The following is a 25,713-nucleotide window of genomic DNA, read 5'->3' on the forward strand; positions in this document are numbered from 1 at the left end:
AACTCAGTCGCGCCCGGCGTCGGCCATCGACGTCAGCGGCGTGGGCGCCTGAGCGCCGTCGCGCCGCGTGAGCTTGCCGTCCACCGAGGCGCCGCAATCCATGCGCAACTGCTGATAGTAGATGTTGCCCGTCACGTGAGCGTTGACCTGCAATTCGACGAAATGGTCCGCGATCACGTCGCCGACTATCCTGCCGTTGATCACGACGTCGTGGCCGTGCACGTTGCCTTCGATCGAACCGCGGTCGCTTAGCACGAGCAATGTCTGGCTGCCCGGCTCACCGCTGACGTTACCCTTGACTTGACCGTCGAGGCGCAGGCCGTCGGTGAACTGAAGGTCGCCCGTGATGCGCACATCGTGAGCGATCAATGTAGCGAGCTTGGCCTGCCGAATACCCGCGCCTTTTTTCTTGTTGAACATCAGTACTCCGGAGATGAAAGTGTGGTCGCGCGATGCGCCGATACGTCGACGCTGCGTCGCGCTCAACGGCGCGGCGTGGGCGTCTGCGCGTGCGGCGCGGCCTTGCTCTGGCCACGCAGGAACTGCAATTCGGTGTTGAGCCTGGTGACGTCGGCTGCGGCGCTATCCGCCGTCTTCTGCACTGCCATGCGCGCCGCCGACTCCTGCTCCAACGCGAGGCGCGATCGGGCCAGCTCCGTCTGCCCGGCGCTTTTATCGACGGGCGCGGGCAGGCATTGTTGCGTCTGCGGAATGCCCGTGCGCCGTGCCTCGCCGACCACTACAGCAGCCGCACCGGCGAGCGCACTAAGTCCGCAAACAATCGCCCATACGGCCATGCGAAAGCGCAGGCTGCGAACCGGTTCAAGCGTATAAGCGCGATGCGCCAGACCGCCCGCGTCGCGGGAGAAAGGTCGGTCAGCCATGAGGGACGGGTGCGAAGAGCGCCAGGTAGGCCGCGGGATCGACGGGCGCGCCGTTGACCAGCACTTCGAAGTGCAGATGCGGACCCGTCGAGCGGCCGGTCGATCCGACGTCCGCAATATATTGACGTGGCAGCACGAGATCGCCGACATGCACGGCAATGCGCGACGCGTGACCGTAGCGTGTCATGAGTCCGTTGCCGTGATCGATTTCGACCGCGTTGCCATAGCCCGACTTCTCGCCCGCGAACGCTACCCGGCCACCTGCCGCCGCCAGAATCGGCGTACCCGTTTTAGCGACCAGATCGAGGCCCGGATGAAAACTGAGCCGATGTGTGAAGGGATCGGTGCGGTTGCCGAACGGCGAACCGAAACGCGTGCCGTCGGCGGGCAGGCGGCCGGGAAACGCGGCATAAGCGATAGCGTGCGCCGCAGTCTGATCTTCCAGCGCACCCAGGGTGGCGGCGATGCAATCGATCTGCTGGCCGGTCCGCTCGGCGTTCGCGTGAGCGCCAGGATGCCGCATGACGTCGTTGCAGCGGCGTGGCGGCAACGAAGGACCGCCCTCACCTTCGCCGTCAGTTGCTGAGGCATCGGCGCCTGAAGCCGGAGTCACGGCAGCGGGCGCGCGCGGCGCGGGCCGCGGCGTATTCAGACGCGCTTCGAAATCGTGCAGCGCGCCGACTTGCGCGGTGAGGCGCGCAATGCGCGGCTCAATCTGCGCCACCGACGCGTTGAGCTTGCCGAGTTGATCGATTGCATAATCGCGCTCGATGCGGTTCGCCGTCTGCATGCCGGAGCCGTCGCTGGCGGACCAATGCATGCCAACGGCAATGCCCGCCGCCAGCGCCAGCAGAGCGGCCACGCTCGCAGCGGCCAGCGCGAGCGTCAACGCCGAACGGCGCGTGACGAAACCGACTGAGCCGCTGGCAAGCTGACGCCGTGCGCGAAACATGGACGGCATCACCGCGTCCCCGAGCGCGAGATGCCTGTGTTGCACGGTCTGCCGCGCGCCACCACCGTATGCAGACCACACATCAAACGGACGGAGCGGACGAAAAGAACGAAAAGGACCAAAAGGACGAACAGAACTGACTGCATGCGGCGTCAGCCGGACAGATGCCGGCGGCGATAATGGATAGAGGGCGCCGATTATCGCCTCGCAGCCGAAAGCAGCATCTCAAATAGACCCGTCGCGGCAGTTCGCTTCGCTCAAGTGTTGTCCAACGCAATCAGGCGCTCGGCTAACTCGTCGCTCGCACGCGTCATCGGCCGGCGCAGTTCGTCGCGGATCAGCCCTTGCGATGCAAGCAGCGCCTTCACCGGCGCGGGATTCGGTTCGGCGAACAGCGCGTGAATCAATGGTACGAGCGTGTGAAAAATGCGCCGGCCTTCATCGAGTTCTCCCGCCGCGAGCGCGCGATACAACGCGACGAACTGCTCTGGCCGCACATGCGCGGACGCCGCGATCGCCCCGCTGCCGCCAAGACACAGCGTGTTGAACGTCTGCAGATCTTCACCGGCGAGCACCTGCAAGCGGCCGTCGCGAATCAGCGCGAGCGTCGTGTCGAGCGACCCGGCGCAATCCTTCACAGCCTGAATCCGCGGATGGCTGGCAAGTGTGAGCAGCGTGTCGAGTTCGAGCCGAACACCGGTCCGATACGGAATGTCGTAGAGCACGACCGGCTTGTCGCTGGCATCGGCGAGCGTCATGAAGTGACTGACGATGCCCGCCTGCGAGGGCCTGATGTAATACGGCGCGGCCATCAGCACGCCGGCGATGGGCAGCGGGTTTAGTTGCTCGATACGCTCGCGCATGCTCTCCGTGTAATTACCCGAAACGCCGACAATCACGGGCAGCGCCGGGTCGGTCTCCGCACTGATGTTTGTGCTCGTGTTTCTGCTTGTACGTCCCGCTTGCGCTGCATCGAGGATCGTCGCGAGCACGGCGTCCTGTTCAGCGGCGTCAAGCCCGCACGGTTCGCCGGTTGTGCCGAGCGCGACGAGCCCCGCGATTCCCGCGTCGGCGTAGCGGCGCACGAGCGCGCGCAACGCGGCGTGATCGACCGCACCGTCGGCGAAAGGCGTGATGAGCGGAACCCAGATACCCGAAAAAATAGACATGTCTTTCCTCTTTACGTCGTATAGCGACCGTATCGATTCCGGCAGCATGCGAAGGAGGAAAGACAGGGAGGACCGCCGAAGCGCTTGATCCGCTGTTCCGTCGCATCTGACGGAACAGCGTGCTCCGGTCAGATGAGCGGCTGTTTTTTGGCTTTGGCGCTGAGTTCCGAAGTGCGCTCTTCGCTGCGCTGTTCACTGACGAGCGAATGGCGCACGCATGCGTGCGCAACGCTCGCGAAAACGTAGTGGGTCACGGTCGACGAGCGGAGTCGGAGTGCTTGGCCAAGGTGCATGAAGTGCAGCGTAACCGCGCTTGCCGCGCGTTGGCAAAGTGCATCCCGAAATTGCTTGACTTCTATAGCCGGCAAACTAATATACGCACTGCGTATATTAGCGCGCAACTCTTTCGACAGGTGCCTCCATGAGCGTCCCGCAACAAGCCTTCCTCCGTGACGCCATGCGTCGCCTGAACATGACGCGCGACACCTTCGCCGGCCGGATCGGCGTGTCGCGTCGGGCGCTGGATACATGGCTTTTGCCGGACGACTCGCAGGAATCGCGGGCCATGCCGGAGATCGTCGAACGTTTCGTGTCGGAAATCGTTGTGCATGGCGAGCCCGGCGAAAAGTATACGCAAAGCGTAGACTCCCAGTCGTTGGCCAGTCAGATGCTGTGGGAAGGCAAGCCGCAGTTGCTGTCGGTCGACCAGTTCTCGCGCGACTCGGTAGAGGCGCTGTTTCGCGTCGCGGACATCATGCAGCCCATCGCCCGGCGCCGCAAAATCTCGCGCGTGCTCGAAGGCGCGGTGCTCGGCAATCTCTTTTTCGAGGCGAGCACCCGAACCCGCGTGAGCTTCGGCGCGGCGTTCTGCCGGCTGGGCGGCTCGGTGTGCGACACCACCGGCTTCACGTTTTCGTCGATGGCCAAGGGCGAGTCGATCTACGACACGAGCCGCGTGATGAGCGGTTACGTCGACGCTCTGGTGATCCGTCATCCGGAGCAAGGCTCGGCGGCCGAATTCGCGCGTGCGACCAACGTGCCGGTGATCAACGGCGGCGACGGCCCCGGCGAGCATCCAAGCCAGGCCCTGCTCGATCTCTACACCATTCAGCGCGAATTCTCACGGCTCGGCAAGATCGTCGACGGCGCGCATATCGCACTCGTGGGCGACCTCAAATATGGGCGCACCGTGCACTCGCTGGTCAAGCTGCTGGCGCTCTATCGCGGCATCAAGTTCACGCTTGTATCGCCGCCCATGCTCGAAATGCCGGGCTACATCATCGAGCAGATTTCGCGTAACGGGCATGTGATCGAACAGACTCACGATCTGACGAACGGACTGCGTGGCGCCGACGTGGTGTACGCAACACGCATTCAGAAAGAGCGTTTCACCGATGAGTCTTTCGAAGGCTACACACCCGACTTCCAGATCAATCAGGCATTAGTGGACAGCGTGTGCGGCAGCGATACGCTGATCATGCACCCGCTGCCGCGCGACAGCCGGCCCGGCGCCAACGATCTGAGCGTCGACCTGAATCACGATTCGCGGCTCGCGATTTTCCGACAAACCGACAACGGCATTCCAGTGCGGATGGCGATATTCGCAGTGCTGCTCGGCGTCGAAAAGCTGGTTCAGCATTCCATGCGCGATGCAGCGTGGCGTCCGCCTGTTTATCTCGGCCCGGACGACGCGGTGTTTCATGGCATCGACTGAATCGAAAATAATTAGTTCGGGTTACGAATTGAAATCTCGAATCTGAACGTCGAAAAAAACGCGTGAAGGCGAAGCAGCGCATCAAACCATCGCACTGCTTCCATTACGCTTGAATCTGTCAGCAAAGAACTGCACCTGATACTGCACCGCATTGGCCCAGTACTTCCAGGTGTGACCGCCGGGTCGCTCCGCATAATGATGCGGCACGCCGAGTTCGAGGAGCCGCGCATGCAGCATCCGGTTCGACTGCACCAGCGAATCGTTCATGCCGCAGTCGATGGTGAGCGCGATGTGTGCGTTAGCAAAGCTGTGCGCATGCTCGACGATCGCCTCGTCATCCCAGAAGTCCGCATGCCGGGCGGGATCGCCGAACACCTGATCGATGCCCGGTTCGTCCTCGCAACCGCGTGGGTCCACTGCGCCGCTCATGCTTCCCGCCGCTCCGAATTCATCCGGCCGATCCAGTGCGATATGCAGCGCGCCGAATCCGCCCATGCTCAGGCCGGTGATCGCGCGCGCCTCTCTGGTTGGAATCGTGCGGAAGTGCATGTCGATGTAGGCAAGCACTTCGGTGCCCACGTAGGTGGCATAACGGCTGCGCGGGTCGACCGGACTATCGATGTACCAGCTCTCGTGGCCGCCGTCGGGCATCACGAGTATCACGTGATAGCGGTCGGCAAGTTTGCCGATAGACGAATTCGCGTTCCAGTCTGTGTAATCGCCGCCCGAGCCATGCAGCAGATAGATAACCGGAAAACGATCAGCCGCCTTGCCGCGCGCGTAGCGATCGGGCAGCACCACCGTCGCGGCGAGAGACTTGTGCATTGCCGCGCTAGGAATCGTCACGACCCTTGCCTGAAATGCCCATGCGGGAGCGGCGACAAGCAGCATCAGAACGAGCCAGCAGAGACGTGCGCAACTCATGCGTGCGTTAGTCATGGTGTGTCGCTCTCCCTTTCTACGTGTCCGGGGAACACAGTCGGCATACGGGCGTACGGGTATACCGGCAGCAAATTTCAGCGACGACTCTAGCAACGGCGACTTACAGCCAAATTTCAGCGAAACCTACGATCCCCTGGTTTGATGCGTAACGCATGCGACAGAACATGCGGCCGCAGTGCAACTATTTGACATGCACGCCAAAGCCCTCGCGACCCGGAGCGATGTCGTCCTTCAGCGTGAGTTCCGGAATCATGTAGTCGCCGCCGTTCTGCCGACGGAACGGTATCGGCGCTGTATTCCAGAGATTGTCGAGGCGCTCACCGAGTGCGTCGCGTACTTCCGCATATTTCGCTTCGTCCACGCGGCTCGTGCGATCGACCACGAACGGCGGCAGTACGTCGAAGCCGGGGTAGTACAGGATGCCATGCTGGATGGGGAACAACACGTCGTCGATCGGACCGTTGATGCCGCGCGGGCTGTAATGCGATTGCCATCCGCCTGTCGTGACCACCAGCATCGCGCGCTTTCCGGCGAGCATACCCTCGCCGTAACGGTCGCCCCAGCGCGCGTCCGAATGTTCTCCCACGCCGTATGCAAAGCCATACGCGTAGACGCGCTCCACCCATCCCTTGAGGATTGCCGGCATCGAGAACCACCAGAGCGGAAATTGCAGGATGACCGCATCGGCCCACTTGAGCTTTTCCTGCTCGGCTGCGATGTCCGCGCTCTGCAGTCCATTCTTGAACGCATGCTTCGACAAGATGGAGCACGTAATCGTGTCGCCGGACGGGCGGCGGCTTTGCGGGCGCGACCGACGAAGCCCTTGCTAAATCCGGCCTCGCGCGCAGAGTCGTGCTGTCTGTCCCGCACTTTCTGTTCATGATCTCCGCGCTCGCGAGCACCGACCTCGTGGCGATGGTGCCCGCGCGGTTGGTGCGCAACAACGCCGCGCTGTGCGTGGTCGAGCCGCCCGTCGAGGTGCCGGGCTATGAAATGGCGATGCTATGGCATGAGCGCTCGCATCGCGATCCGGCGCATCAGTGGTTGCGCGCGCATGTTGCGGATTCGGTGTGAGCCGCGCCGTGCCGTTTCAACCGTTGTCGCGACCGATCGCATCGAGCTTCGCGAGAAGCTCGCCGGTCAGGTTCAGGTGTGTGGCTTGCAGGTTCTCGCGCAAATGCCTGGTGGACGACGTGCCCGGGATCAGCAGAATGTTGGGCGCGCGCTGTAGCAGCCACGCGAGCGCGACTTGCATCGGCGTGGCGCCTATCGTTCGTGCGATGTCCGTCAGCGCCGACGACTGAATCGGCGTAAAGCCGCCCAGCGGAAAGAACGGCACATAAGCGATGCCCTTGCCCGCCAGTTCGTCGATCAGCACGTCGTCGGCGCGGTGCACGAGGTTGTAGTGATTCTGAACGCAGACAATCTTCGCGATGCGCTGTGCCTCGTCAACCTGCCTCGACGTCGCGTTGCTCAGGCCGATGTGGCGAATCAATCCGCGCTGCTGAAGCTCGGCAAGTGCCGCCACCTGCTTTTCGATCGATCCTTCGCTCGGCGCGTGTACGTCGCCCATGATGCGCATGTTGACCACTTCCAGCGCGTCGAGACCAAGGTTGCGCAGATTGTCGTGCACGCCGCGCTCGAGGTCCTCCGGTTCCTGCGCCGGCAGCCATGCGCCGTCGCTGCCGCGCACCGCGCCGACCTTGGTGACGATCACGAGATCGTCTGGATAAGGATGCAGCGCTTCGCGAATCAACTGGTTGGTGATATGCGGCCCGTAGAAATCGCTCGTATCGATGTGATTGACGCCGGCGGCCACCGCCTCGCGCAGCACTGCAATGGCGGCGTCGCGATCTTTTGGCGGGCCGAATACGCCTGGTCCGGCGAGCTGCATCGCGCCGTAGCCCATGCGCCGCACAGGGCGGCCGGCGAACGCGAAAGTGTCCGTGGTGTCGGAATTCGGCATGGCTGCTCTCCTTCGTGAGTGGTTGAGCCTGGTTGAGCCTGGTTGAGCCTGGTTGAGCCTGGATGGAACCGCAGTATGGCCGGGATTGCACCGTTTAATAAGGCGGGCTAACGTGCACAGGTTGTTCAAATTCTTGCACAGTCGCCATGGAATTAAATGACCTCACCGCCTTCGTTTCAGTGGCACGCGCAGGCGGCTTTCGCGACGCGGCGCGCAGCAGCGGCGTCTCCGCGTCCAGTCTCAGTATCGCCGTGCGCCGCCTCGAAACGAAGCTCGGTCTACGCCTGCTGAACCGCACTACGCGCAGCGTCGCGCCAACCGAGGCGGGCCTGCGTCTGCTCGAGAAACTGACGCCGCTCTTCAGCGAGATGGAAGCCGCGCTCGACGTGCTCAACGTGTTCCGCGACAAACCGAGCGGCACGCTAAAGCTCAACGTGCCGTCGAGCGCCGCGCGCATCGTGCTGCCCGGCGTCATCGCGCCGTTTTTAAAAGCCTATCCTGACATACGCGTGGAAGTGCTCGTGGAAGACGGCTTTGTCGACGTACTTTCGATCGGCTGCGACGCGGGCATCCGTTACGACGAGCGGCTCGAACAGGACATGATCGCCGTGCCGATTGGCCCACGGGTGCAACGCTTTGCGACGGCTGCTGCGCCGGATTATCTCGACATCCACGGACGGCCGCAGCATCCGCGCGAACTGCTTTCGCATGCGTGCCTGCGCGGCCAGTTTGCCGGCGGCGCCACGCCGACCTGGTACTTCGAGCGCGACGGCGAAGTCGTGCAACTGAATCCGTCGGGCCCGCTGCTCGTGCGGCCCGGCGCGGCGATCGACCTTGCGGTCAGCGCCGCGGTCGCAGGCGTCGGCGTCATTCATCTGTTCGAAGACATGCTTCGCGCGCATCTGGACAGCGGCGCATTGCAGCCGATTCTCGAACCATGGTGGCAATGCTTTTCAGGGCCGTTTCTTTACTATCCGGGGCGCCGTCATTTGCCCGCGCCGCTGCGCGCGTTCGTCGATTTTCTAAGGGACCGGAATGGATGAATCGGCCGCCCCGCGATTTCGGCGCTATGTCGTCAATTTACGGTGATAATGGGCTGCGCCATCACAGCGCATGCATATTCTTAAAACTTCATCCACCGCACGATCATGACTGACACACGCGTTAGCCCGCTGCGCAATTTTGCCGACTTCGTTCGCGCCGGGCGTGTCCGGTTTACCGAGCAATGGATGAACGCCGTTTTCGGCGATGCCGACCTGGTCGAAGCCGACAAGCTCACGTATCAGCAACTCGCCGATCATTTGCCGGAGATTCTCGAGGGCTTGTGCACGGCGCTCGATATCGAAGATCTCGAACGAGTCGAACCGGTGATCGAACGCGACGCACGAAGGCACGGCATGGTGCGTTGGCGCCAGGGCTATCGGATCGAAGAGCTGGTGCGCGAACTCGATCTGTTCCACCAGGTTCTTGCCGATGCGCTCGATGAATACGCCGCGTGCGACAACGCATTCACGCGCCGCCACGAAAGCCGCGCGCGCCGCATGATTGCGGAAACGGTCAGCATGGTGACGCTCACGTCGATCAAGGAAGTGGTCAGCGAACGCGACCGCAAGATCGACGAATACACCGGCCGGCTCGAGCGCGCCAATCATGAATTGACGCTGAAGCAGCGGCTCGTCAGCGAACTGTATGAGTCGCGCATGCATATCACGCGCAGCGTCGTTCACGATTTGCGTAATTTTCTGAACGCGTTTTCGATGGCGCTGCAACTGATTGCTCGCGTGCCCGCGAAGGCCGACACCGCGTTGGCGCTCGCGAACCGGCAGGCCGCGGACATGAAGGCGCTGGTCGAGCAAATGGTGGAGTACTCGGTGATACTCGGCGACGGCACGCCGCTGACGCTCGAGCAGGTGGACCTGCGCGAGCTTTACGATGAACTCGTCGCGTCATCGCGGCCTTCCATCGAGGCGAAGGGGCTGACGCTGCGCGCGGCGTTCGACGCAGCGCTGCCCGCGGTGACGTCGAACCGTCTCAAGCTCAAACAGATCGCTGTCAATCTGCTCTCGAACGCAATCAAGTACACGAAGTCCGGGCAAGTCGAACTGGGCTTCTCGATGGCAGGTCCGGAACATTGGTCGATTCGCGTGTCGGATACCGGCGTGGGCATTGCGCCCGCCGACGCCGACCGCGTGTTCGACGAGTTCGAGCGTGCCGCCGGAGAGGATATTCCGGGCACCGGCCTCGGTCTCGCAATCGTCAAGGAACTGTGCCGGGTGCTCGACGGGCACATTGATTTTTCCTCGCGCGAGGGCGTGGGCACGACGTTCACGATCCGTTTCCCGCTGACGCTGACGCAACCGCAGTAACGGTGGACCGCGCCGCGGTTGCGGCCCTCCGCTAATGTGTCTCTTCGCTGATGCTCATGCGCGGGCACGCGTTCATTGATCCGCCCGCGCCGCTCAATCCACGCATCACGACTTCCGACGATGTGCCGTCGCGTCGCGCCAATTCCGCGAGATCGAGCAAGGCGGCGTAGCGTGCCGGGCAGTTCGTCGACGGCACGATCGCACGAAGCTCGCGTGGTACGTCGGCGTTCGCCATGAACTTGTGCGCGGCGATCACCAATGCCGTCGCCACAATAATCGTCGCCCACCTACCCGCCCTCCGAGCCGTCCGTGTTTCCGATGCGTGCAGCGGCCGTCGATGCGGGATGGCGAGACGCTGCGGGTCCGCCGTGGCCCGGCGAAGTTGCATCGCTCGTGCGCGGCTGAAACAACTGAAACAACTGAAACAACTGAGGCGGCTGAGGCGACCAGGACGCTGTCTGAATGGCATGGCTTCGCTCATCAGGACCAGTGCGCCGGCACGTACAGATTGCCGATCCAATGGGCCGGCACCCAGACCGCCGGGCGCGGCGCCGGCGCAATGTAGACCCGGCGCGGCGCGACATAGACGACTGGCGGCGGGGCATAGACGACGGGCGGCGCCACATAAACGACCGGCTTCGGCGTGATCACGACAGGCGGCGCGACTACAACCGGCGGCGGGGGCGTCGGTACATAGACCACCGGCTTCGGCGTCACGACGACAGCCGGCGGGGGCGGTGCCACATAGACGACCGGCTTCGGTGCGATCACAACCGGCGGCGCATAAACGACCGGCTTCGATGCAACCACTACAGTCGTGCCGCCCGTCGCGACCACGCCAGTCGTCACCACTGTTCCGCTCGACGTCACCGTATTGCCGTGCGTGCCCGTCGCGCTCGTCGAGGTCGTTACGACACCCGGCGCCACACGCGTCGCGGTTCCAGCGTGCGTGACGGTGCCGCCATCCGAACCGGTCACGGTACCCGAACGCGAGCATGAAGCCCCGGCGCAATCCGTCGATGCAGAATGATTGACCGTGTTGCCGTTCGAACCCGTCACCGATCCCGACGACGAGTACTGCCCTGCGCCCGTCTTCGTGACATCGCCGGATGTGGCGGCCGTTTTACCGTCCGGTCCTGTAAGCGTGCCCGCATGCGAGCAAGTGCCGCCGGCGCAATTGGTGTCGCCTGAGTGCTGCACCGAATTCCCGTAGCGGCCGGTCGCGGTGCCCGAGTTCGAAAACTGGCCGGGCGCATTGCGAGTGACCGTGCCGGTGTTGGTTGCAGCCCCGCCATAAGGTCCGACGACGCCACCCGCATGCGAGCAGCTGCCGCCGCCGCACGAGCCGTAATGCCCTTCGTTATAGACGCCCCGCGACGTGTATGCGGTGCCGTGCTGCGACCACGCGAATGCCGACGCGCTGCCGAATGCAAGCATTGCGGCGGTCGCAGTCAGCGCAAGTTTGCGAAATGCGCCGCGAGCGGAAGAAGACGTCGTGGCCGGGACTGCGAATGATTGGGTGTTCACGGTATGTCCTTCGTGGATTCAGGCCACTTCGTGCGACTGCTGCGCTGCGTGGCGATGAACGGACTATAGAAGGACTCGCCGTAACAATCAGCAGCGCAGATATGTCATGCCGTTTCACCGCGAACGAGGCATGCTGGACGAGGCTTTGCGCGCGTTTTTCCAGCGCCGTGACATACTCCGACATAGTTTGTTGCAGGTGAATTGCCGCGTTGTATCGCTGCCTGGGCCGGGCATGGCGCCGCCGCATGTCGCTGAAAAAGCCAGCCGATTTTGATTGACAAGGCATGCGGCAAAACGGCACACTCATTCGCATGTTGACGCACACCTCCATCGCCGTAGCGATTAATCATCCGAAGCGAGCCATCATCGGCTGGCCTTTGGGAGCATGTGCGCGTTAGCAGTCTGAATCTGCAAAACAAGACCCCAAGGCCCCGCCGGTAACGGACGGGGCCTTTTGTTTTATGGGCGCCTCCGTGAGCCGGCTCGATAACGGAGAGCAAGATGGATCAGGCAAGCCCGCAGTGCATGGACGATGCACAGCTTTTTGCGCATCAGCAGGAGCGTCTGCCCAAGGTGGTGGTGCATTTCCCGGTCACGCCAGGCGCGACGCTGACATGGCGTGTGGAGGCGGACAGTACGCTCGACGTGAAGGGCGCGCGCCTTTGGCTGACGCGCATCTGTTCGCCTTACGATCACTGGATCGCGCCGGGCCAGACATTCCAGCTGCAACGTGGCGAACGCATATGGGTCAGCGCGGACGGTGACCGCGCAGCGCAAGTGTCGCTGACCTATGCGTTGCCCGCGAAGGGCGGCATCTTCAAGCGCTGGCTGACGCGACTCGCGTGTTTGAGCCTGGGACCGCCGACGCCGCGTTGACATGCTTCGCGCATCTCTCGCGCAAATCAGTGGCATGCCAGGAGTGAAGGCGTGGAAAAAGCAACGGCGCGATGGCCCGCAAGGCCATCGCGCCGCGCAAAACATACGCGTTATTGAGCCGTGTCTTGCGCCGCATCTTGCGGCGTAATCTGCACAGCCGCGGCCGAGACGAACACCGCATGGACTGTGTCTCCTACCTTGACGCCCGTGAGATCAACCTGCGGACCGGCTTCGAGCGTTTGCGTCTGATACGCGCCGCGCAACGTGACGAGGCGCCGCTTGCGGTCGATCTTCTGCACGGTCGCGAGCACTTCGATCTGGCGCGCCGATTCGAAGCCGCCCGATGCAGGCGCGTAGACCTGCGTATCGACACGTTCGCGAATGCCCTTTTCTTTGCCCGTAACGCGCTCGGCCTTCACGAGCAGTGCGTTCTTGTACAGCGCGTCCACACGATCGCCCACTTTCAGATTGTCGAAACCGGCGACCTGCTGCCCCACGAGCACGATCACCACATTGCCGCTCGGTCCCTTCAGCGTGAGCGTGCGGCTGCCTGGATCGATTCCGACAATTGTGGCCTTTATATGCACCGGCCGTACCGCGCTGACGACACCTTGCGCGGCGCTCGCCATTGCGTCTTGCGCCCATGCCGGTTGAGCCGCGGCGAGCACGGCTGCCACCAGCGCTGCACCAATCGTCGCTGCCTTCATTTACGCTCTCCTTGAGAAATTGCCTCATGCGATTAGTGCCCATTTCGCATCGCGTTGAATGCCCATATATTCAGGATGCCTGACTAAAGGCACAGCGTAACGATTGTATATGTCTTATAGAACGCTTCAATTGCCCAAATGGCCGCATCCAATGCCTTTAGCTGGAATACCGGCACAAAAACAAACAGCCTCTTCGCTGCCGCGAAGAGGCTGTTTGTCGAAGCGAAGCGATGTGCCACATGCCGCCGCATGCGCGCTAAACCATCACACGCGCTCGATAGCGATTGCAATGCCTTGACCCACGCCGATGCACATCGTGCACAGCGCAAAGCGCCCTTGCGTGCGTTGCAGTTGATACATCGCGGTCGTCACGAGGCGCGCGCCGCTCATGCCAAGCGGATGGCCGAGCGCAATCGCACCGCCGTTCGGGTTCACGCGTGCGTCGTCGTCGGCCACGCCGAGGGTGCGCAGCACCGCAATGCCTTGCGAAGCGAACGCCTCGTTGAGCTCGATCACATCGAACTGATCGATGGTCATGTTCAGGCGCGCCATCAACTTCTGCGCGGCGGGCGCCGGGCCCATGCCCATCACGCGCGGCGCGACGCCGGCCGTGGCAATACCGAGCACGCGAGCGCGAGGCGTGAGGCCGAAGCGCTTGGCGGTCTCTTCGTTGGCGAGCAGCAGAGCCGCCGCGCCGTCATTGACGCCCGATGCGTTGCCGGCCGTCACCGTGCCGTCCGGGCGCACCACGCCCTTCAGTTTCGCGAGCGTCTCGAGGCTCGTCTCACGCGGATGCTCGTCTTGCGAGACCGTGATCGGATCGCCCTTCTTTTGCGCGATCGTCACGCCGACGATTTCCTGCGCGAGCGTGCCGTCCTTCTGCGCCCGCGCCGCTTTCTGCTGGCTGCGCAGCGCGAACGCGTCCTGATCGGCGCGGCTGATGTTGTAGTCGGTCGCGACGTTTTCGCCGGTCTCGGGCATCGAGTCGACGCCGTACATCTGCTTCATCAATGGATTGACGAAACGCCAGCCGATGGTCGTGTCGTAGATATCCGCCTGGCGCGAAAACGCGCTAGTCGCCTTGCTCATCACGAACGGTGCACGGCTCATGCTTTCGACACCGCCCGCCACCATTAGCGCGGCCTCGCCGGACTTGATCGCGCGCGCGGCGATGCCGACTGCGTCCATGCCCGAACCGCACAGACGGTTCACCGTCGAGCCCGGCACGTCTTTCGGCAGCCCCGCCAACAGCAGCGACATGCGCGCGACGTTGCGGTTATCTTCGCCGGCCTGATTCGCACAGCCGTAGATCACGTCGTCGATGGCGTTCCAGTCGACGTTCTTGTTGCGCTCCATCAGCGCCTTGAGCGGCACCGCGCCCAGATCGTCAGCGCGAACCGACGACAGCGAACCCGCATAGCGGCCAATGGGTGTGCGAATCGCGTCGCACAGGAATGCTTCGGTCATGTGATGTCTCCAGTGATGTGCTGCATGCGCCGCGCTGCAGGCATGGATGCGCGCGGTGCCAGGCGGATGCGTCGAGGCATCGGCCCGGGTGGGCACGGCCGTGCGGCTGCCAGGCAGCCGTCGCGTCAATTCAGCTTAGCGCAGGATGGTGAGCGATGCGTTCGAGTCGGCAAACGTTTTGTTCTTTCTGCGAACATACGGTCACATATCGAACAACCAGGCTCGATAATAGGCGTGTCGCCGAAACGCTGTCAAGCGCGCGCCGGCCGGCACCAGGGAATACGTGCAGGCCGCGGCGGCGCTGGAGAAGCGTCTGACGATTGATGCGCCCGTGCCGTCGAACCCATTGAAGGCCGCGACGCGAGGCTTGGGGACAATTTCAGCGAATCTGGATGCCCTCGTCCGCAATATAGCCGCGAATCACGTCGGCGAAACTTTGCTCGCCGCGCAGGCCTAGTTGCTCCGCGCGCGAGGTATCCCAACGCCCCGGCCAACTGCCGACAATTTTTTCCACGCGCGCATCCGGTTGCCACACGATGCGTTTCGCGACTTCCTCGCCGGCCACTTCGCGCAGCGCCGCGACCATCCCGTCGACGCTGACGGAAATGCCCGGCAAATTCAGCACGCGCTGGTTGCTGAGCGCGGCGGCATCGAGTTCGAGCCCGGCGATGAGGCACTCAATCGCTTTACGCGGCGACAGCAGCCACAGGCGCGTCGAACCGCTGACCGGGCATACGGCCTCTTCGCCGTTCAGCGGCTCGCGGATAATGCCGCTCGCAAACGACGACGCCGCCGCATTCGGCCGGCCGGGCCGCACGCTGATGGTCGGCAAGCGCAGCACGCGTCCGTCGACGAAACCGCGCCGCGAGTAATCGTTGAGCAGCAATTCGGCGATGGCCTTCTGCGCGCCGTAAGACGACTGCGGATTGAGCGCCGTATCGTTCTGCACGACTTCAGGCAAATCGCCGCCGTACACCGCAACCGAACTCGTGAACACCACGCGCGGCCGGTGTCCGCGTTGACGGCAAACGTCCAGCAACAAGCGCGACGCATCGAGATTGATGCGCATACCGAGATCGAAGTCCGCTTCGGCCTGACCGCTCACGACCGCGGCAAGGTGAAAAATCGCCGCGGTGTTGCCGTCGATCACGCGTTCCAGCACGCTGCGCTCGGCGATATCCCCCACTTCCGTGCGCACGCGGCTGTCGCCGAAATCGTTCGCTCGCACGACGTCTAGCAACACCAGTTCGGTGATGGCTTGCGGCGCGCCCTGCGCGTCTTTCAACGAACCGCGCGCGAGCAGTTCACGTGCGAGACGTTGGCCGAGAAATCCCGCGCCGCCGGTAATGAGTATTTTCATGGTTCGGTTGTGTCCTCTTTATTGATCAGGCGGCGTTCAGATACCGCGTGAGCCAGCCCAGTCCCGCCGAAGTCGCGGCGCGCGGACGGTATTCGCAACCGATATAGCCGTCGTAGCCGAGCGAATCGATCACGTCGAACAGATACGGATAGTTGATCTCGCCCGTATCGGGTTCATGCCGCTCGGGCACGCCTGCAATCTGGATGTGACCGATGCCCGCGTGATCGCGCTTGAGTTTCATCGCGAGATCGCCTTCGACGATCTGGCAGTGGTAACAGTCGAACTGCACCTTGAGATTCGGCTCGCCGACTTCGGCACAAATCGCCTGTGCCTCGTCCTGCCGGTTGAGGAAAAAGCCCGGCATGTCGCGTGTATTGATCGGCTCGATCACAATCATGATGCCCTCGGCTTGCGCAGCCTTCGCGGCATACGCGAGGTTTTGCAGGTACACCTCGCGATGCCGTTCGCGTGGCTGATCTGCGCCGATCAGGCCGGCCATCACATGCAACTTGCGATTGCCGATCACACGTGCGTACTCGAGAGCAGTGTCGATGCTGCGGTGAAACTCGTCCTCACGTCCGGGCAGTGTCGCGATGCCGCGCTCGCCGCCTGCCCAGTCGCCGGGCGGCGCATTGAAGAGCGCTTGCGTCAGACCGTTCGCGTCGAGCCGCGCCTTGATTTCTCCGGCGCGGAAATCGTAGGGGAACAGAAACTCGACCGCTTTAAAACCGTCTCTTGCAGCAGCCGCGAAACGGTCCAGAAAAGCGTGCTCGTTGTACATCATCGACAAATTGGCGGCGAAGCGAGGCATGGCGGCAACTCCTTTCAAGCTGTGTTCAGCGCGCGGCAACCGAAGCTATAGCAGCGACATATGCACCGCGCGGGTGATTAACGATTGACCAGTTTGGCCGGTGTGAGCCAGGTGGCAATCGCACCGATCACCAGCATGCCGGCCAGCACATACATGCCGGTCTGCGTGCTGTGCGTGAGATCCTTCAGATAGCCGATCATGTAAGGGCTCGCGAAGCCTGCCAGATTACCGATCGAGTTGATGATCGCGATGCCGGCCGCCGCGGTCGCGCCCGACATGAAAGCTGTGGGCAGCGACCAGAAAAGCGGCGCGCAGGTCAGCACGCCGGCCGCGGCGAGCGACAGAAATGCGATCGACACCACCGTGTTGCTCGCGAACGAAGCCGCGACCGTGAAGCCCACTGCGCCGAACAAGGCCGGCACGATCAGATGCCAGCGACGCTCGCGGCGTTTATCGGCGCTATGCCCCATCAGATTCATCACGACGATCGCACAGAGAAACGGAATCGCGCTCAGAAGACCGATGTTGAACGCGCCGCTCACGCCTGTCGATTTGACGAGCGTCGGCATCCAGAATGTCAGGCCGTATTGCCCAGTGACGAACGCGAAGTAGATCAGCGACATCCACCATGTGCGCGGGTCGCGGAACACCGAGCGCAGTGAATGCGCGTTTGCTTTTTCCTTGGGCTGTGCGGCGGCGATTTCATCGTTGAGCAGGCGCTTTTCGCGTTCGCTCAGCCACTTTGCGCTCGCGATGCCGTTGTCGAGATACAGGATCGTGGCGATGCCGATTGCAACCGCGGGAATCGCTTCGATCAGGAACATCCACTGCCAGCCTTCGAGACCCGAGCTGTTATGGAACGCCTGCATGATCCAGCCGGATAGCGGATTTCCAAAGATGCCCGAGACCGGAATGGCCGACATGAACACCGCGATGATCTTCGCGCGCCGATGCGACGGGAACCAGTAAGTCAGATACAGGATCACGCCCGGATAGAAACCGGCTTCGGCGAGGCCAAGCAGGAAGCGCAAGATATAGAACTGCATCGGCGTCTTGACGAATACGAACAGCGCCGACATCACGCCCCAGGTAATCATGATCCGCGCGATCCAGATGCGTGCGCCGAGCTTGTGCATCAGAATGTTGCTCGGCAATTCAAACAGAAAGTAGCCGATAAAGAACACGCCCGCGCCGAGACCGAACACCGTTTCGCTGAATGCGAGATCTTGCGACATCTGCAGCTTTGCAAAGCCCACATTCACGCGGTCCAGATAGGCGACCACGTAGCAGAGCATCAGAAACGGCACGATGCGCCAGAACACTTTCTTGTAGGTACGCTCGACTTCCGCGGCGCCGGGTTGTCCCACGGCCGCCGCAATCGGCTGGCTCGATACGGCCTGATACGAACTCATGCAATGTCTCCTTGAATGGAAATGTGAAGCGTCGCCTTGGGCGATCTGTCTGACTGTGTTGAGTCGGGTGTGCTACCAGCGCGCGCCGAACACGCTGCGCAATTCTTCGAGCGATGCTTCGTCCAGCGGCGCTGGCCGCGGATTGGTCATGAGCCACAAACGCGCGGTTTCTTCGAGCTCTTCGAGCGCATACGACGCATGTGCGACCGAGCGCTCCCACACCACCGGACCCAGGCGTTCGAGCAGCACCGCGCGAACACTGTCGGCAAGCGCCGCGATTTGCGCGGCCACTTGCGGATCGCCGGGCCGGCTATAACGAATCAGCGGTACGTGGCCCACTTTCATCACGTAGTACGGGGTGATCGGCGGCAGTACGTCGCTCTCGCGCCAGACGCCCGCGAGTGTGAGCGCGACCAGATGCGTCGAATGCGTATGGACGATGCCGCGCGCCCCGCCGCTGCGCGCATAGATGCCGCGATGCAGTGCGAGGGTTTTCGACGGCTTGCCGCCGGACACCGCGTTGCCGTCCAAATCGACTTTGGCGATATCGACGGGATCGAGCCGGCCGAGGCACGCATCGGTCTGCGTAATGAGCCAGCCGTCATCGAGCCGCGCGCTGATGTTGCCGGCGCTGCCCACCGTATAGCCTCGCTGATAAAGACTCGCGCCTGTCACGCAGATTTCTTCGCGCACGCGCGCTTCGTTCGTCGTGTGGATTGCGGGCGCGTTGCTCATTGCGTGGCTCCGTTCAGATGACGCAGCGCTTTTTCGAAGAAGTCGGTGGTGCCGAAGTTGCCGGATTTCAATGCGAGCGCCAGCGGTTGTGAGCCCGTGGTTGCCGTCGCCGGCACGCCCGGATCGATCTGTGCGCCGATACGCAAGGTGCGGACATTCAGCGCCTGCACGACCGCGCCCGACGTCTCGCCGCCGGCCACGACGAACTTGCGCACGCCACGCTCATGCAAGCCGCGCGCAATCGACGCCAACGTGGTTTCGACCAGATGCCCCGCCTTATCGACGCCGAGTTCGCGCTGCACCGCTTTGACTTCGTCGGGCGTGGCGGTTGCGTAGATCAGCATGGGCTCGGCTTTATCGAGGTAGGTCTGAGCGAATGTCAGCGCCTGTTCGACGACCGCTTCGCCGCGCGCCGCCGCGAGCGGATCAATGCGGAACGCAGGCCGCGTTTCGCGCCATGCCGCGACTTGCGCGTTGGTTGCCTTCGACGCGCTGCCGGCCAGCACCGCCGACAATCCTTCGACGCGCGGCAGTTGCGCGGCATCGACGGAATCTTCAAGCAGGCCCGCGCGGCGGAAGTTGGCGGGTAAGCCCAACGCGATGCCGGAGCCGCCCGTGATCAGCGTGAAATCGGCGCATGCTTCGCCGAGCACGTAGAGGTCGGCGTCGGAGACCGCATCCGCAATCGCCATGCGCATGCCCTGGTTGCGCAACGCGTCGAACGATTCGCGCACTGCCGACACGCCTTGGGCCACCGCGTCGTAACGCACGAGGCCGACTTTCGATTGCGTTTGACGTTGCAGCACGCGCACGAGGTTGGCGTCGCGCATCGGCGTGAGCGGATGATTTTCCATGCCGGACTCGTTGAGCAACACGTCGCCCACGAATAGATGTCCGCGAAAAATCGTGCGGCCGTTCTCGGGGAACGCCGGGCAGGCGATCGTGAAAGCGCTCGCGTTATCTTGTGCGGATAGCGCGTCGAGCAATGCATCCGTCACGGGTCCGATGTTGCCCGCATCGGTCGAATCGAAGGTCGAGCAGTATTTGAAAACGAACTGGCGGCACCCTTGCGCGCGCAACCAGTCGAGCGCGGCAAGCGATTGCGCGACCGCCTCCGCGGCGGGTATCGTTCGCGATTTGAGCGCAACCACGAGTGCGTCGGCCTCGATTGTTTCGCCCTGTTCCGGCACGCCGATGGTTTGCACCGTACGCATACCGCCGCGCACCAGCATGTTCGCGAGGTCCGTTGCACCGGTGAAGTCGTCGGCGATGCAGCCGAGCAGCGCGCGTTGTGTTGTAGCCGTCATGACGGGCGCTCCGGTTTACTTCGCCGCCGGCACGTCGATGCCGGGGAAAATCTTGATGACCGCGGAGTCGTCCTCGCCGCCGTGACCGGCCGTCGACGCCATCATGAACATCTGATGCGCCGCCGCCGACAGCGGCAACGGGAATTTCGAACGCCGCGCGGTATCGAGCACGAGGCCGAGATCCTTGACGAAGATATCGACGGCCGACAGCGGCGTGTAATCGCCCTTCAGTATGTGCGGCACGCGGTTCTCGAACATCCACGAATTGCCTGCGCTATGCGTGATCACGTCGTAGAGCGCGTCGGGGTCGACGCCTTCGCGCAAACCGAGCGCCATTGCCTCGGCCGCCACCGCGATATGCACGCCGGCAAGCAACTGGTTGATGATCTTCACTTTCGACCCGGCGCCATGCCCGGAGCCCAGGCGATAGACCTTGCCGGCCATCGCCGCGAGCACGTCCTCGCACGCCGCGTAAGCCGCTGCGGGGCCGGACGTCATCATCGTCATCTCGCCGGATGCGGCGCGCGCCGCGCCGCCCGAAACCGGCGCATCGAGCATCTGCAAACCCGCTGCTTCAATGCGCTTGCCGAGTTCGATTGCGAAGTCCGGCGCGACCGTCGCGCTCGCGATCACCACGCCGCCGGGCTTCATCGCCGCGACCGCGCCCTGCTCGCCGAACAGCACCCCCTCCGTCTGTGCGGCGTTCACGACCAGCGTGACGACCACCTCGCATTGCGCGCCGAGTTCCGCAGGCGATGCGCAACCCACGCCGCCTTCCTTCACGAACGCCTGCAGGACTTCACTGCGCAAATCGCAGGCGTGAACCTGCAAGCCCGCGCGCAGCAACGAACGCGCGACACCCAAACCCATCGCGCCAAGACCGATGACACCGACATTTCTGGACATGCTGAACCTCTATGGAATCTGTTATGCGCCTGGCGCCGATGCGCCGGCGCGATTCGACATCAGCGGATGCCCGCTTCCGCGAGCCGCCTTGCCGCGTTGTACATGTGGGTTTGCGCCGCGTTGCGCGCGGCCATGGGATCGCCGGCACGAATCGCGGCGGCAATGGCCGCGTGCTCTTCGCGCACCTGACGCGAAAAGTCCTCGCGCAATGCTTCGTTGCGACGGGTGACGACCGTGCCGGCTTCGAGATACTGATTCAGAAACGTGAGCGTCTTGAGGAAATACGGATTGCCGGTGGCCGCAGCAATCGCACGATGAAACGCGACGTCTTCGGTCACGCCGTCTTCGCCTTCGGCCACGGCCTCGTCGATCTTCGCGAGCGCGGCGTCGATGGACATCATGTCGGCGTCGGTCCGGCGCATCGCGGCCTCCGACGCGACCTCCGCTTCAATCGCCCGCCGCAGCGCGAGAATCTGCACGACCGAGCCCGGCTCGACCGCTTCCGCGTAATCGATGCGCAGCGGCCGAATCGCGCCGTGCGCCGCGATAAACACGCCGCTGCCCTGCCGCGGCTCGACCACGCCTTCGTTCTTCAGCCGCGAGATCGCCTCGCGGATCACGGTGCGGCTCACGCCGAACTGCTGCGCGAGCACCGCCTCGGTGGGCAGCTTGCCGCCGCGCTCGAACGTGCCCTTGTCGATCTGCTTGAGAAGCTGCTGCGCGACGGTATCGCTCAGTGCGCGGGCAGGAATCTTTTCGAACATCCGATGCCTCGATTGTCATGTCATCGGGTCATCATACAAATTTTAGAAGGCTCGATGCATCCACGCAAACCCTGGGTTTTTAATCCGGCCGCCCGTGAAGTTGGCGAAATAGAAGGCTTAAGCTATCGTCACGCCTTTGCGCACTGTCGCCGCGATTGAGTCGCCGCGCACGGTGTCCGAGCCTTCCAAACGCACTTTCCGAACGCACTTTTCAGGTCCATGAGCAAAGCCCTGCCGCCGTCTTCTGCCGTTTCCACCCGCGCCGAACCAGCCCCGGACAAACCGGGCGACTCATATGTGCAGTCGTTCGCGCGCGGCCTCGCGGTGATTCGCGCGTTTGACGCGAGGCGCCCCGAACAGACGCTCACCGACGTCGCTGCCGCGACCGGCCTCACGCGCGCGGGCGCGCGCCGCATCCTGTTGACCTTGCAGACGCTCGGTTACGTTGAAGCCGAAGGGCGCCTGTTTCGTCTGACGCCGAAGATTCTCGACCTGGGCTTCGCGTATCTGACGTCGATGCCATTCTGGAATCTGGCCGAACCGGTCATGGAAGAACTGTCCGCGCAGGTGCACGAAAGCTGCTCGGCGGCCGTGCTCGACCGCACAGAGATCGTCTATGTGCTGCGCGTGCCGACACACAAGATCATGACGATCAACCTGTCGATCGGCAGCCGCTTGCCGGCGTATTGCACGTCGATGGGCCGCGTACTGCTCTCCGCACTCGACGACGAAACGCTCGAAGCAACGTTGAATTCCACGCCGCTCTACGCGCACACGCCGCGCACCGTAACGGACAAGGAAGAACTGAAGAAGCTGATCGCGCAGGTGCGCCGCCAGGGCTGGGCAATCGTCGATCAGGAACTGGAAGGCGGTTTGATTTCACTCTCCGCGCCGATCCGCAACCGCCAGGGGCGCGTGATCGCGGCGATGAACATCAGCGGCAATGCGCAACGCAATTCGGCGAGACAAATGGTCAAGGTGTTTCTGGAGCCGCTGCAACACGCCGCGCAAACCGTCTCGGAGATGGTGGCAAGGCGCGGTTGATGCCGCTGGCGATTTGTCGTTGAGTCTCGAAGCCCGCGGCCTGCGTGCGCGGACGCGGCGCCTAGCGGCTGAGATACCGCTCCACCAGCCGCGTCCAGAATGCCGCGCCGACTGGCAGATTGCGGTCGTTGAAGTCGTAATGCGGGTTGTGGACCATGCAGCCGTCCTCGCCCACTCCATTGCCGATTCGCAGAAACGTGCCCGGCCGCTTTTGCAGCATGAACGCAAAGTCCTCGCTGCCCATCAGCATCTCGGTTTGCGCGATGACCTTGTCGTCGCCAACGAGTTCGCGCGCTACTTCAACTGCGAAATCTGTTTCGTCATCCGAATTAATGACGACCGGATAGCCTTCGACATAGTCCACGACGGCCTTGCCGCCATAACTCGCGGCTTGCGTTTGCGCGAGTTCGGTAATGCGCTTTTTCAGCAGCGCGCGCACTTCAGGGCTGAACGAACGCACGCTCAGCTCGAGCGTCGCCGTACTCGCGATCACATTGCTCGCGGTGCCTGCGTGCATCGAGCCGACCGTCACGACAGCCGGCTGCGATGGATCGACATTACGCGCGACGATCGTCTGCAACGCCATCACGATGCTCGCCGCCACTACCACCGGATCGACCGTCAGATGCGGACGCGCCGCATGGCCTCCGACGCCTTCAATCGTGATGACCGCCTTGTCGCCCGCCGACATGAACGGCCCCTTGCGAAACAACAGCACGCCCGGCTCCGCGCCGGGATGATTGTGCAGGCCGAACACGGCGTCGCACGGAAAACGCTCGAACAGGCCGTCTTCGATCATCTTCTTCGCGCCACTATCAATGCCGCTTTCCTCGGCCGGCTGAAAGTACAGATGCACGGTGCCGGAGAAATTGCGCGTGGCCGCGAGGCGCTGGGCAGCGCCGAGCAGCATCGTCGTGTGGCCGTCATGGCCACATGCGTGCATCTTGCCGTGCGTCCCGCTCGCATAAGACAAGCCAGTTTGTTCGATGATAGGCAGTGCGTCCATGTCCGCGCGAATGCCGATGCTGCGCTTGCCGTCGCCCAGTTTCAGCGTGCCGACCACGCCCGTTTGACCGACGCCGCGCGTCACCTGCCAGCCCCATTGCTCGAGTTTCTCCGCAACGAGCGCGCCGGTTTGCAACTCCTCGTAAGCCAGCTCGGGATGGTGATGAATGTGATGGCGAATGTCGCGCAGGCTTTCAGTGGCAGGAATCAGGTCGGATACTTCGGTAAACCGCGCGGCTTCGCTCATGACTATGGGTTCCGTAAATTGAATATGGCGAACGTAGCGCCGGAACTATAGTCCGGCTTGCTGCTTGAGGAATGCAATCAGCGCATGGCCCGCGTCTTCGAGTTCGCCGGAATTGTCGATTGACTGGCACCGAACGCCATCGGGCAGAGAAAAAGGCGCGTGCCGCGCGAGCCGCGCGGCCACCTGTTCCGCCGATTCACGCGCCCGCGCGCCGAGACGCGCTTCGAGAATATGCGGCGCGGCGTCCACATGCACGACTTCGGCGCCAGAATAACGCGCCAAAGCATGATGCAAATGCTGACGCGATCCGTTGACGACGACAGTACAACCGCGCGCGAGCCACGCATCGAGTTCGATACCGATGCCGTAGCGCAGCGAATGACTCGACCATTCCAGCGCGAACAGACCCAGCAGCGAACGCGCGGCGAATTCCTCGACGCTCAGCGCGACATGCTCCTCGCCATTGCCGCTTGGCCGCGTAATGTAGCGATGCGCGAACAGAATCGGCTCGCCCATCAAACGCTTGCGCGCGAAACCCAACAGTGCGTCCTTACCCGCGCCGGACGGCCCCATCACATAGACCAGGCGACCTGTCATTGGTCCCTCACCTCGTGGCTTTGAAACGGCACACTTTGCCACAATGCGAAGGTTTGCGGGACCAGGCCAGCGTCACGTTTTCACGTGGACAGCGGCACGCGCTCCGGTTCGTCGGCTTCGAACCACGCGGGATTGCGCGCCGCAATCGGGCCGAGCGACACGAGGATTTCACGCAGGTGGCTGCGCATTGCGTCTTCGGCGGCGGTTGGATCGTGTGCGCGCAAGCCGGCCAGAATCTTCGCGTGCTGTTTGATGAGCAGATCGAGCGGGGACACGTCAGGGAGGCTCAAATAGCGCACGCGGTCCATTTGCGCCTTGATGTCCTGAATCGTTTCCCAGGCCGCTGTGCAATCTATGGCCTGGGCGATCGCGTAGTGAAACGCCTCGTCGAGCGCGAGGAACGCGGCTGTATCGTTCGACTTCGCCGCGAGCTTCTGGTCACGCAGATTGTCGGCAAGGGCCTGCAATTGCTCGTCAGTAATAGACACGGCGGCTTTGCGCACCACCGCTGTTTCGATGGCCTCGCGAATGAAACGCCCTTCGCGGACCTGGCGCGGCGAAATGCGCTTCACGAAGGTGCCGCGTTGCGGCAAGACCTGCAGCACGCCGGCCTCGACCAGTTTGATGAACGCCTCGCGCACCGGCTGCCGCGATACCTGAAACATGTCCGACACTTCCTTCTCCGAGAGCGGCGTGCCGGGTACCATCTGTCCGACGAAAATCGCCTGCCGCAACGCGCGGAAAATCTGCTTGCCGATGGGTTCGTGCGAATCGAACGATACGTTCTCGGTCAAATCAGGCAGTGGCACATGCGCGCCCGCCTGCGCGCCCGCACGACGCCGCGCTCGCGGCGCCGCGAGCGTTGCGTCGGCGGAACCAGACGACTTGCTGGCGAGGAGATTCCTGGTCGACATTTTGCAAACAACGAAAGAGCAGCGAGTAGTAGCGTCAACGC

25 protein-coding genes and 2 pseudogenes are annotated in these 25,713 nt (G+C 62.9%); 6 read left to right on the plus strand and 21 right to left on the minus strand.

Translation table 11 applies throughout. The annotated features are described in order from the left end of the window. Nucleotides 1-3 precede the first annotated feature (3 nt). The 4 genes from C0Z16_RS07705 to dapA form a co-directional block, all read right to left on the minus strand. Nucleotides 4-420, minus strand: coding sequence for a bactofilin family protein (locus tag C0Z16_RS07705; RefSeq protein ID WP_102631575.1), 417 nt, complete (start codon nucleotides 418-420; stop codon nucleotides 4-6). A 62-nt stretch (nucleotides 421-482) separates the two neighbouring features. Continuing rightward, nucleotides 483-884 (minus strand): hypothetical protein, encoded by a 402-nt coding sequence (locus C0Z16_RS07710; RefSeq protein WP_102631576.1) that lies wholly within the window; start codon nucleotides 882-884, stop codon nucleotides 483-485. Beyond that, nucleotides 877-1,845, minus strand: coding sequence for a M23 family metallopeptidase (locus tag C0Z16_RS07715; protein ID WP_102631577.1), 969 nt, complete (start codon nucleotides 1,843-1,845; stop codon nucleotides 877-879). Before C0Z16_RS07715 ends, C0Z16_RS07710 begins: the two co-directional genes overlap by 8 nt. A gap of 248 nt (nucleotides 1,846-2,093) precedes the next feature. Continuing rightward, nucleotides 2,094-3,005, minus strand: a complete 912-nt coding sequence (gene dapA / locus C0Z16_RS07720) for a 4-hydroxy-tetrahydrodipicolinate synthase (RefSeq protein WP_102631578.1) — start codon at nucleotides 3,003-3,005, stop codon at nucleotides 2,094-2,096. Between the two features lie 421 nt (nucleotides 3,006-3,426). Between dapA and C0Z16_RS07725 the strand changes: the two genes are divergently transcribed. Next, nucleotides 3,427-4,719, plus strand: coding sequence for an aspartate carbamoyltransferase (locus tag C0Z16_RS07725; protein ID WP_102631579.1), 1,293 nt, complete (start codon nucleotides 3,427-3,429; stop codon nucleotides 4,717-4,719). An 81-nt stretch (nucleotides 4,720-4,800) separates the two neighbouring features. Here C0Z16_RS07725 and C0Z16_RS07730 read toward each other — a convergent pair whose 3' ends face one another. Beyond that, nucleotides 4,801-5,643 (minus strand): alpha/beta hydrolase, encoded by an 843-nt coding sequence (locus tag C0Z16_RS07730; protein ID WP_102631580.1) that lies wholly within the window; start codon nucleotides 5,641-5,643, stop codon nucleotides 4,801-4,803. A 199-nt stretch (nucleotides 5,644-5,842) separates the two neighbouring features. Beyond that, nucleotides 5,843-6,427 (minus strand): annotated as a pseudogene (locus tag C0Z16_RS07735) (NAD(P)H-dependent oxidoreductase); the annotation flags it as partial. Here C0Z16_RS07735 and C0Z16_RS07740 point away from each other — a divergent pair. Next, nucleotides 6,408-6,735, plus strand: a pseudogene (locus tag C0Z16_RS07740) (LysR substrate-binding domain-containing protein); the annotation flags it as partial. The pseudogenes C0Z16_RS07735 and C0Z16_RS07740 sit on opposite strands and share 20 nt — an antisense overlap. A gap of 16 nt (nucleotides 6,736-6,751) precedes the next feature. On the opposite strand, the gene C0Z16_RS07745 reads toward C0Z16_RS07740, so the two are convergent. Continuing rightward, complete coding sequence (locus tag C0Z16_RS07745) at nucleotides 6,752-7,627, minus strand: aldo/keto reductase family oxidoreductase (protein ID WP_102631581.1); 876 nt, start codon at nucleotides 7,625-7,627, stop codon at nucleotides 6,752-6,754. Nucleotides 7,628-7,773: 146 nt separating this feature from the next. On the opposite strand from C0Z16_RS07745, the gene C0Z16_RS07750 reads away from it, so the two are divergent. After that, nucleotides 7,774-8,670, plus strand: coding sequence for a LysR family transcriptional regulator (locus C0Z16_RS07750; protein ID WP_102631582.1), 897 nt, complete (start codon nucleotides 7,774-7,776; stop codon nucleotides 8,668-8,670). A 105-nt stretch (nucleotides 8,671-8,775) separates the two neighbouring features. Continuing rightward, nucleotides 8,776-9,993 (plus strand): sensor histidine kinase, encoded by a 1,218-nt coding sequence (locus C0Z16_RS07755; RefSeq protein ID WP_102631583.1) that lies wholly within the window; start codon nucleotides 8,776-8,778, stop codon nucleotides 9,991-9,993. A 31-nt stretch (nucleotides 9,994-10,024) separates the two neighbouring features. On the opposite strand, the gene C0Z16_RS38675 is transcribed toward C0Z16_RS07755, so the two are convergent. Both C0Z16_RS38675 and C0Z16_RS07765 read right to left on the minus strand, forming a co-directional pair. Then, nucleotides 10,025-10,264: a hypothetical protein gene (locus C0Z16_RS38675; RefSeq protein ID WP_244201199.1), complete on the minus strand. Its 240-nt coding sequence runs from the start codon at nucleotides 10,262-10,264 to the stop codon at nucleotides 10,025-10,027. A 209-nt stretch (nucleotides 10,265-10,473) separates the two neighbouring features. Beyond that, nucleotides 10,474-11,520: a hypothetical protein gene (locus C0Z16_RS07765; RefSeq protein ID WP_102631584.1), complete on the minus strand. Its 1,047-nt coding sequence runs from the start codon at nucleotides 11,518-11,520 to the stop codon at nucleotides 10,474-10,476. 501 nt (nucleotides 11,521-12,021) lie between these two features. On the opposite strand from C0Z16_RS07765, the gene C0Z16_RS07770 reads away from it, so the two are divergent. Next, nucleotides 12,022-12,396 carry a DUF2917 domain-containing protein gene (locus C0Z16_RS07770; RefSeq protein ID WP_102631585.1) on the plus strand — a complete coding sequence of 125 codons (375 nt, stop codon included), beginning with the start codon at nucleotides 12,022-12,024 and terminating at the stop codon, nucleotides 12,394-12,396. Nucleotides 12,397-12,506: 110 nt separating this feature from the next. On the opposite strand, the gene C0Z16_RS07775 is transcribed toward C0Z16_RS07770, so the two are convergent. The 9 genes from C0Z16_RS07775 to C0Z16_RS07815 form a co-directional block, all read right to left on the minus strand. Further along, nucleotides 12,507-13,103: a hypothetical protein gene (locus tag C0Z16_RS07775; protein ID WP_102631586.1), complete on the minus strand. Its 597-nt coding sequence runs from the start codon at nucleotides 13,101-13,103 to the stop codon at nucleotides 12,507-12,509. Nucleotides 13,104-13,367: 264 nt separating this feature from the next. Further along, entirely contained in the window at nucleotides 13,368-14,570 is a 1,203-nt protein-coding gene (pcaF, locus tag C0Z16_RS07780; protein ID WP_102631587.1) for a 3-oxoadipyl-CoA thiolase, read from the minus strand. A 379-nt stretch (nucleotides 14,571-14,949) separates the two neighbouring features. Next, a complete protein-coding gene (gene denD / locus C0Z16_RS07785) occupies nucleotides 14,950-15,930 on the minus strand; it encodes a D-erythronate dehydrogenase (RefSeq protein ID WP_102631588.1) in 981 nt (326 codons plus the stop codon). 25 nt (nucleotides 15,931-15,955) lie between these two features. Next, entirely contained in the window at nucleotides 15,956-16,741 is a 786-nt protein-coding gene (otnI, locus tag C0Z16_RS07790) for a 2-oxo-tetronate isomerase (protein WP_102631589.1), read from the minus strand. 77 nt (nucleotides 16,742-16,818) lie between these two features. Further along, on the minus strand, nucleotides 16,819-18,153 hold the full coding sequence (locus tag C0Z16_RS07795; RefSeq protein ID WP_167403499.1) for an MFS transporter: 1,335 nt from the start codon (nucleotides 18,151-18,153) through the stop codon (nucleotides 16,819-16,821). A 72-nt stretch (nucleotides 18,154-18,225) separates the two neighbouring features. Next, a complete protein-coding gene (otnC, locus tag C0Z16_RS07800) occupies nucleotides 18,226-18,888 on the minus strand; it encodes a 3-oxo-tetronate 4-phosphate decarboxylase (protein WP_102631591.1) in 663 nt (220 codons plus the stop codon). Next, complete coding sequence (otnK, locus tag C0Z16_RS07805; protein WP_102631592.1) at nucleotides 18,885-20,195, minus strand: 3-oxo-tetronate kinase; 1,311 nt, start codon at nucleotides 20,193-20,195, stop codon at nucleotides 18,885-18,887. The genes otnC and otnK overlap by 4 nt, the downstream gene beginning before the upstream one ends. A gap of 15 nt (nucleotides 20,196-20,210) precedes the next feature. Continuing rightward, the gene (gene ltnD, locus C0Z16_RS07810) at nucleotides 20,211-21,101 is read right to left on the minus strand and encodes an L-threonate dehydrogenase (protein WP_102631593.1); all 891 of its coding nucleotides are present in this window, start codon (nucleotides 21,099-21,101) and stop codon (nucleotides 20,211-20,213) included. Nucleotides 21,102-21,160: 59 nt separating this feature from the next. After that, nucleotides 21,161-21,865: a FadR/GntR family transcriptional regulator gene (locus tag C0Z16_RS07815; protein WP_102631594.1), complete on the minus strand. Its 705-nt coding sequence runs from the start codon at nucleotides 21,863-21,865 to the stop codon at nucleotides 21,161-21,163. Nucleotides 21,866-22,084: 219 nt separating this feature from the next. On the opposite strand from C0Z16_RS07815, the gene C0Z16_RS07820 reads away from it, so the two are divergent. Then, nucleotides 22,085-22,909: an IclR family transcriptional regulator gene (locus C0Z16_RS07820; RefSeq protein WP_102631595.1), complete on the plus strand. Its 825-nt coding sequence runs from the start codon at nucleotides 22,085-22,087 to the stop codon at nucleotides 22,907-22,909. 61 nt (nucleotides 22,910-22,970) lie between these two features. Here the strand turns inward: C0Z16_RS07820 and C0Z16_RS07825 are convergent, their stop codons facing one another. From C0Z16_RS07825 to C0Z16_RS07835, 3 genes are all read right to left on the minus strand, one after another. Further along, nucleotides 22,971-24,161, minus strand: a complete 1,191-nt coding sequence (locus tag C0Z16_RS07825) for a M20 aminoacylase family protein (RefSeq protein WP_102631596.1) — start codon at nucleotides 24,159-24,161, stop codon at nucleotides 22,971-22,973. Nucleotides 24,162-24,206: 45 nt separating this feature from the next. Further along, on the minus strand, nucleotides 24,207-24,758 hold the full coding sequence (gene phnN, locus C0Z16_RS07830) for a phosphonate metabolism protein/1,5-bisphosphokinase (PRPP-forming) PhnN (RefSeq protein ID WP_102631597.1): 552 nt from the start codon (nucleotides 24,756-24,758) through the stop codon (nucleotides 24,207-24,209). A gap of 80 nt (nucleotides 24,759-24,838) precedes the next feature. After that, a complete protein-coding gene (locus tag C0Z16_RS07835) occupies nucleotides 24,839-25,672 on the minus strand; it encodes a GntR family transcriptional regulator (RefSeq protein WP_102631704.1) in 834 nt (277 codons plus the stop codon). Nucleotides 25,673-25,713: the final 41 nt, after the last annotated feature.

Origin of the sequence: Paraburkholderia rhynchosiae (assembly GCF_002879865.1) — a bacterium.
GTDB lineage: Bacteria > Pseudomonadota > Gammaproteobacteria > Burkholderiales > Burkholderiaceae > Paraburkholderia > Paraburkholderia rhynchosiae.

Coding starts and splice junctions, on each gene's coding strand:
- C0Z16_RS07705 (WP_102631575.1), bottom strand. CDS start 420: ATGTTCAACAAGAAAAAAGGCGCGGGTATTCGGCAGGCCAAGCTCGCT.
- C0Z16_RS07710 (WP_102631576.1), bottom strand. CDS start 884: ATGGCTGACCGACCTTTCTCCCGCGACGCGGGCGGTCTGGCGCATCGC.
- C0Z16_RS07715 (WP_102631577.1), bottom strand. CDS start 1,845: ATGCCGTCCATGTTTCGCGCACGGCGTCAGCTTGCCAGCGGCTCAGTC.
- dapA (WP_102631578.1), bottom strand. CDS start 3,005: ATGTCTATTTTTTCGGGTATCTGGGTTCCGCTCATCACGCCTTTCGCC.
- C0Z16_RS07725 (WP_102631579.1), top strand. CDS start 3,427: ATGAGCGTCCCGCAACAAGCCTTCCTCCGTGACGCCATGCGTCGCCTG.
- C0Z16_RS07730 (WP_102631580.1), bottom strand. CDS start 5,643: ATGAGTTGCGCACGTCTCTGCTGGCTCGTTCTGATGCTGCTTGTCGCC.
- C0Z16_RS07745 (WP_102631581.1), bottom strand. CDS start 7,627: ATGCCGAATTCCGACACCACGGACACTTTCGCGTTCGCCGGCCGCCCT.
- C0Z16_RS07750 (WP_102631582.1), top strand. CDS start 7,774: ATGGAATTAAATGACCTCACCGCCTTCGTTTCAGTGGCACGCGCAGGC.
- C0Z16_RS07755 (WP_102631583.1), top strand. CDS start 8,776: ATGACTGACACACGCGTTAGCCCGCTGCGCAATTTTGCCGACTTCGTT.
- C0Z16_RS07770 (WP_102631585.1), top strand. CDS start 12,022: ATGGATCAGGCAAGCCCGCAGTGCATGGACGATGCACAGCTTTTTGCG.
- C0Z16_RS07775 (WP_102631586.1), bottom strand. CDS start 13,103: ATGAAGGCAGCGACGATTGGTGCAGCGCTGGTGGCAGCCGTGCTCGCC.
- pcaF (WP_102631587.1), bottom strand. CDS start 14,570: ATGACCGAAGCATTCCTGTGCGACGCGATTCGCACACCCATTGGCCGC.
- denD (WP_102631588.1), bottom strand. CDS start 15,930: ATGAAAATACTCATTACCGGCGGCGCGGGATTTCTCGGCCAACGTCTC.
- otnI (WP_102631589.1), bottom strand. CDS start 16,741: ATGCCTCGCTTCGCCGCCAATTTGTCGATGATGTACAACGAGCACGCT.
- C0Z16_RS07795 (WP_167403499.1), bottom strand. CDS start 18,153: ATGAGTTCGTATCAGGCCGTATCGAGCCAGCCGATTGCGGCGGCCGTG.
- otnC (WP_102631591.1), bottom strand. CDS start 18,888: ATGAGCAACGCGCCCGCAATCCACACGACGAACGAAGCGCGCGTGCGC.
- otnK (WP_102631592.1), bottom strand. CDS start 20,195: ATGACGGCTACAACACAACGCGCGCTGCTCGGCTGCATCGCCGACGAC.
- ltnD (WP_102631593.1), bottom strand. CDS start 21,101: ATGTCCAGAAATGTCGGTGTCATCGGTCTTGGCGCGATGGGTTTGGGT.
- C0Z16_RS07815 (WP_102631594.1), bottom strand. CDS start 21,865: ATGTTCGAAAAGATTCCTGCCCGCGCACTGAGCGATACCGTCGCGCAG.
- C0Z16_RS07820 (WP_102631595.1), top strand. CDS start 22,085: ATGAGCAAAGCCCTGCCGCCGTCTTCTGCCGTTTCCACCCGCGCCGAA.
- C0Z16_RS07825 (WP_102631596.1), bottom strand. CDS start 24,161: ATGAGCGAAGCCGCGCGGTTTACCGAAGTATCCGACCTGATTCCTGCC.
- phnN (WP_102631597.1), bottom strand. CDS start 24,758: ATGACAGGTCGCCTGGTCTATGTGATGGGGCCGTCCGGCGCGGGTAAG.
- C0Z16_RS07835 (WP_102631704.1), bottom strand. CDS start 25,672: ATGTCGACCAGGAATCTCCTCGCCAGCAAGTCGTCTGGTTCCGCCGAC.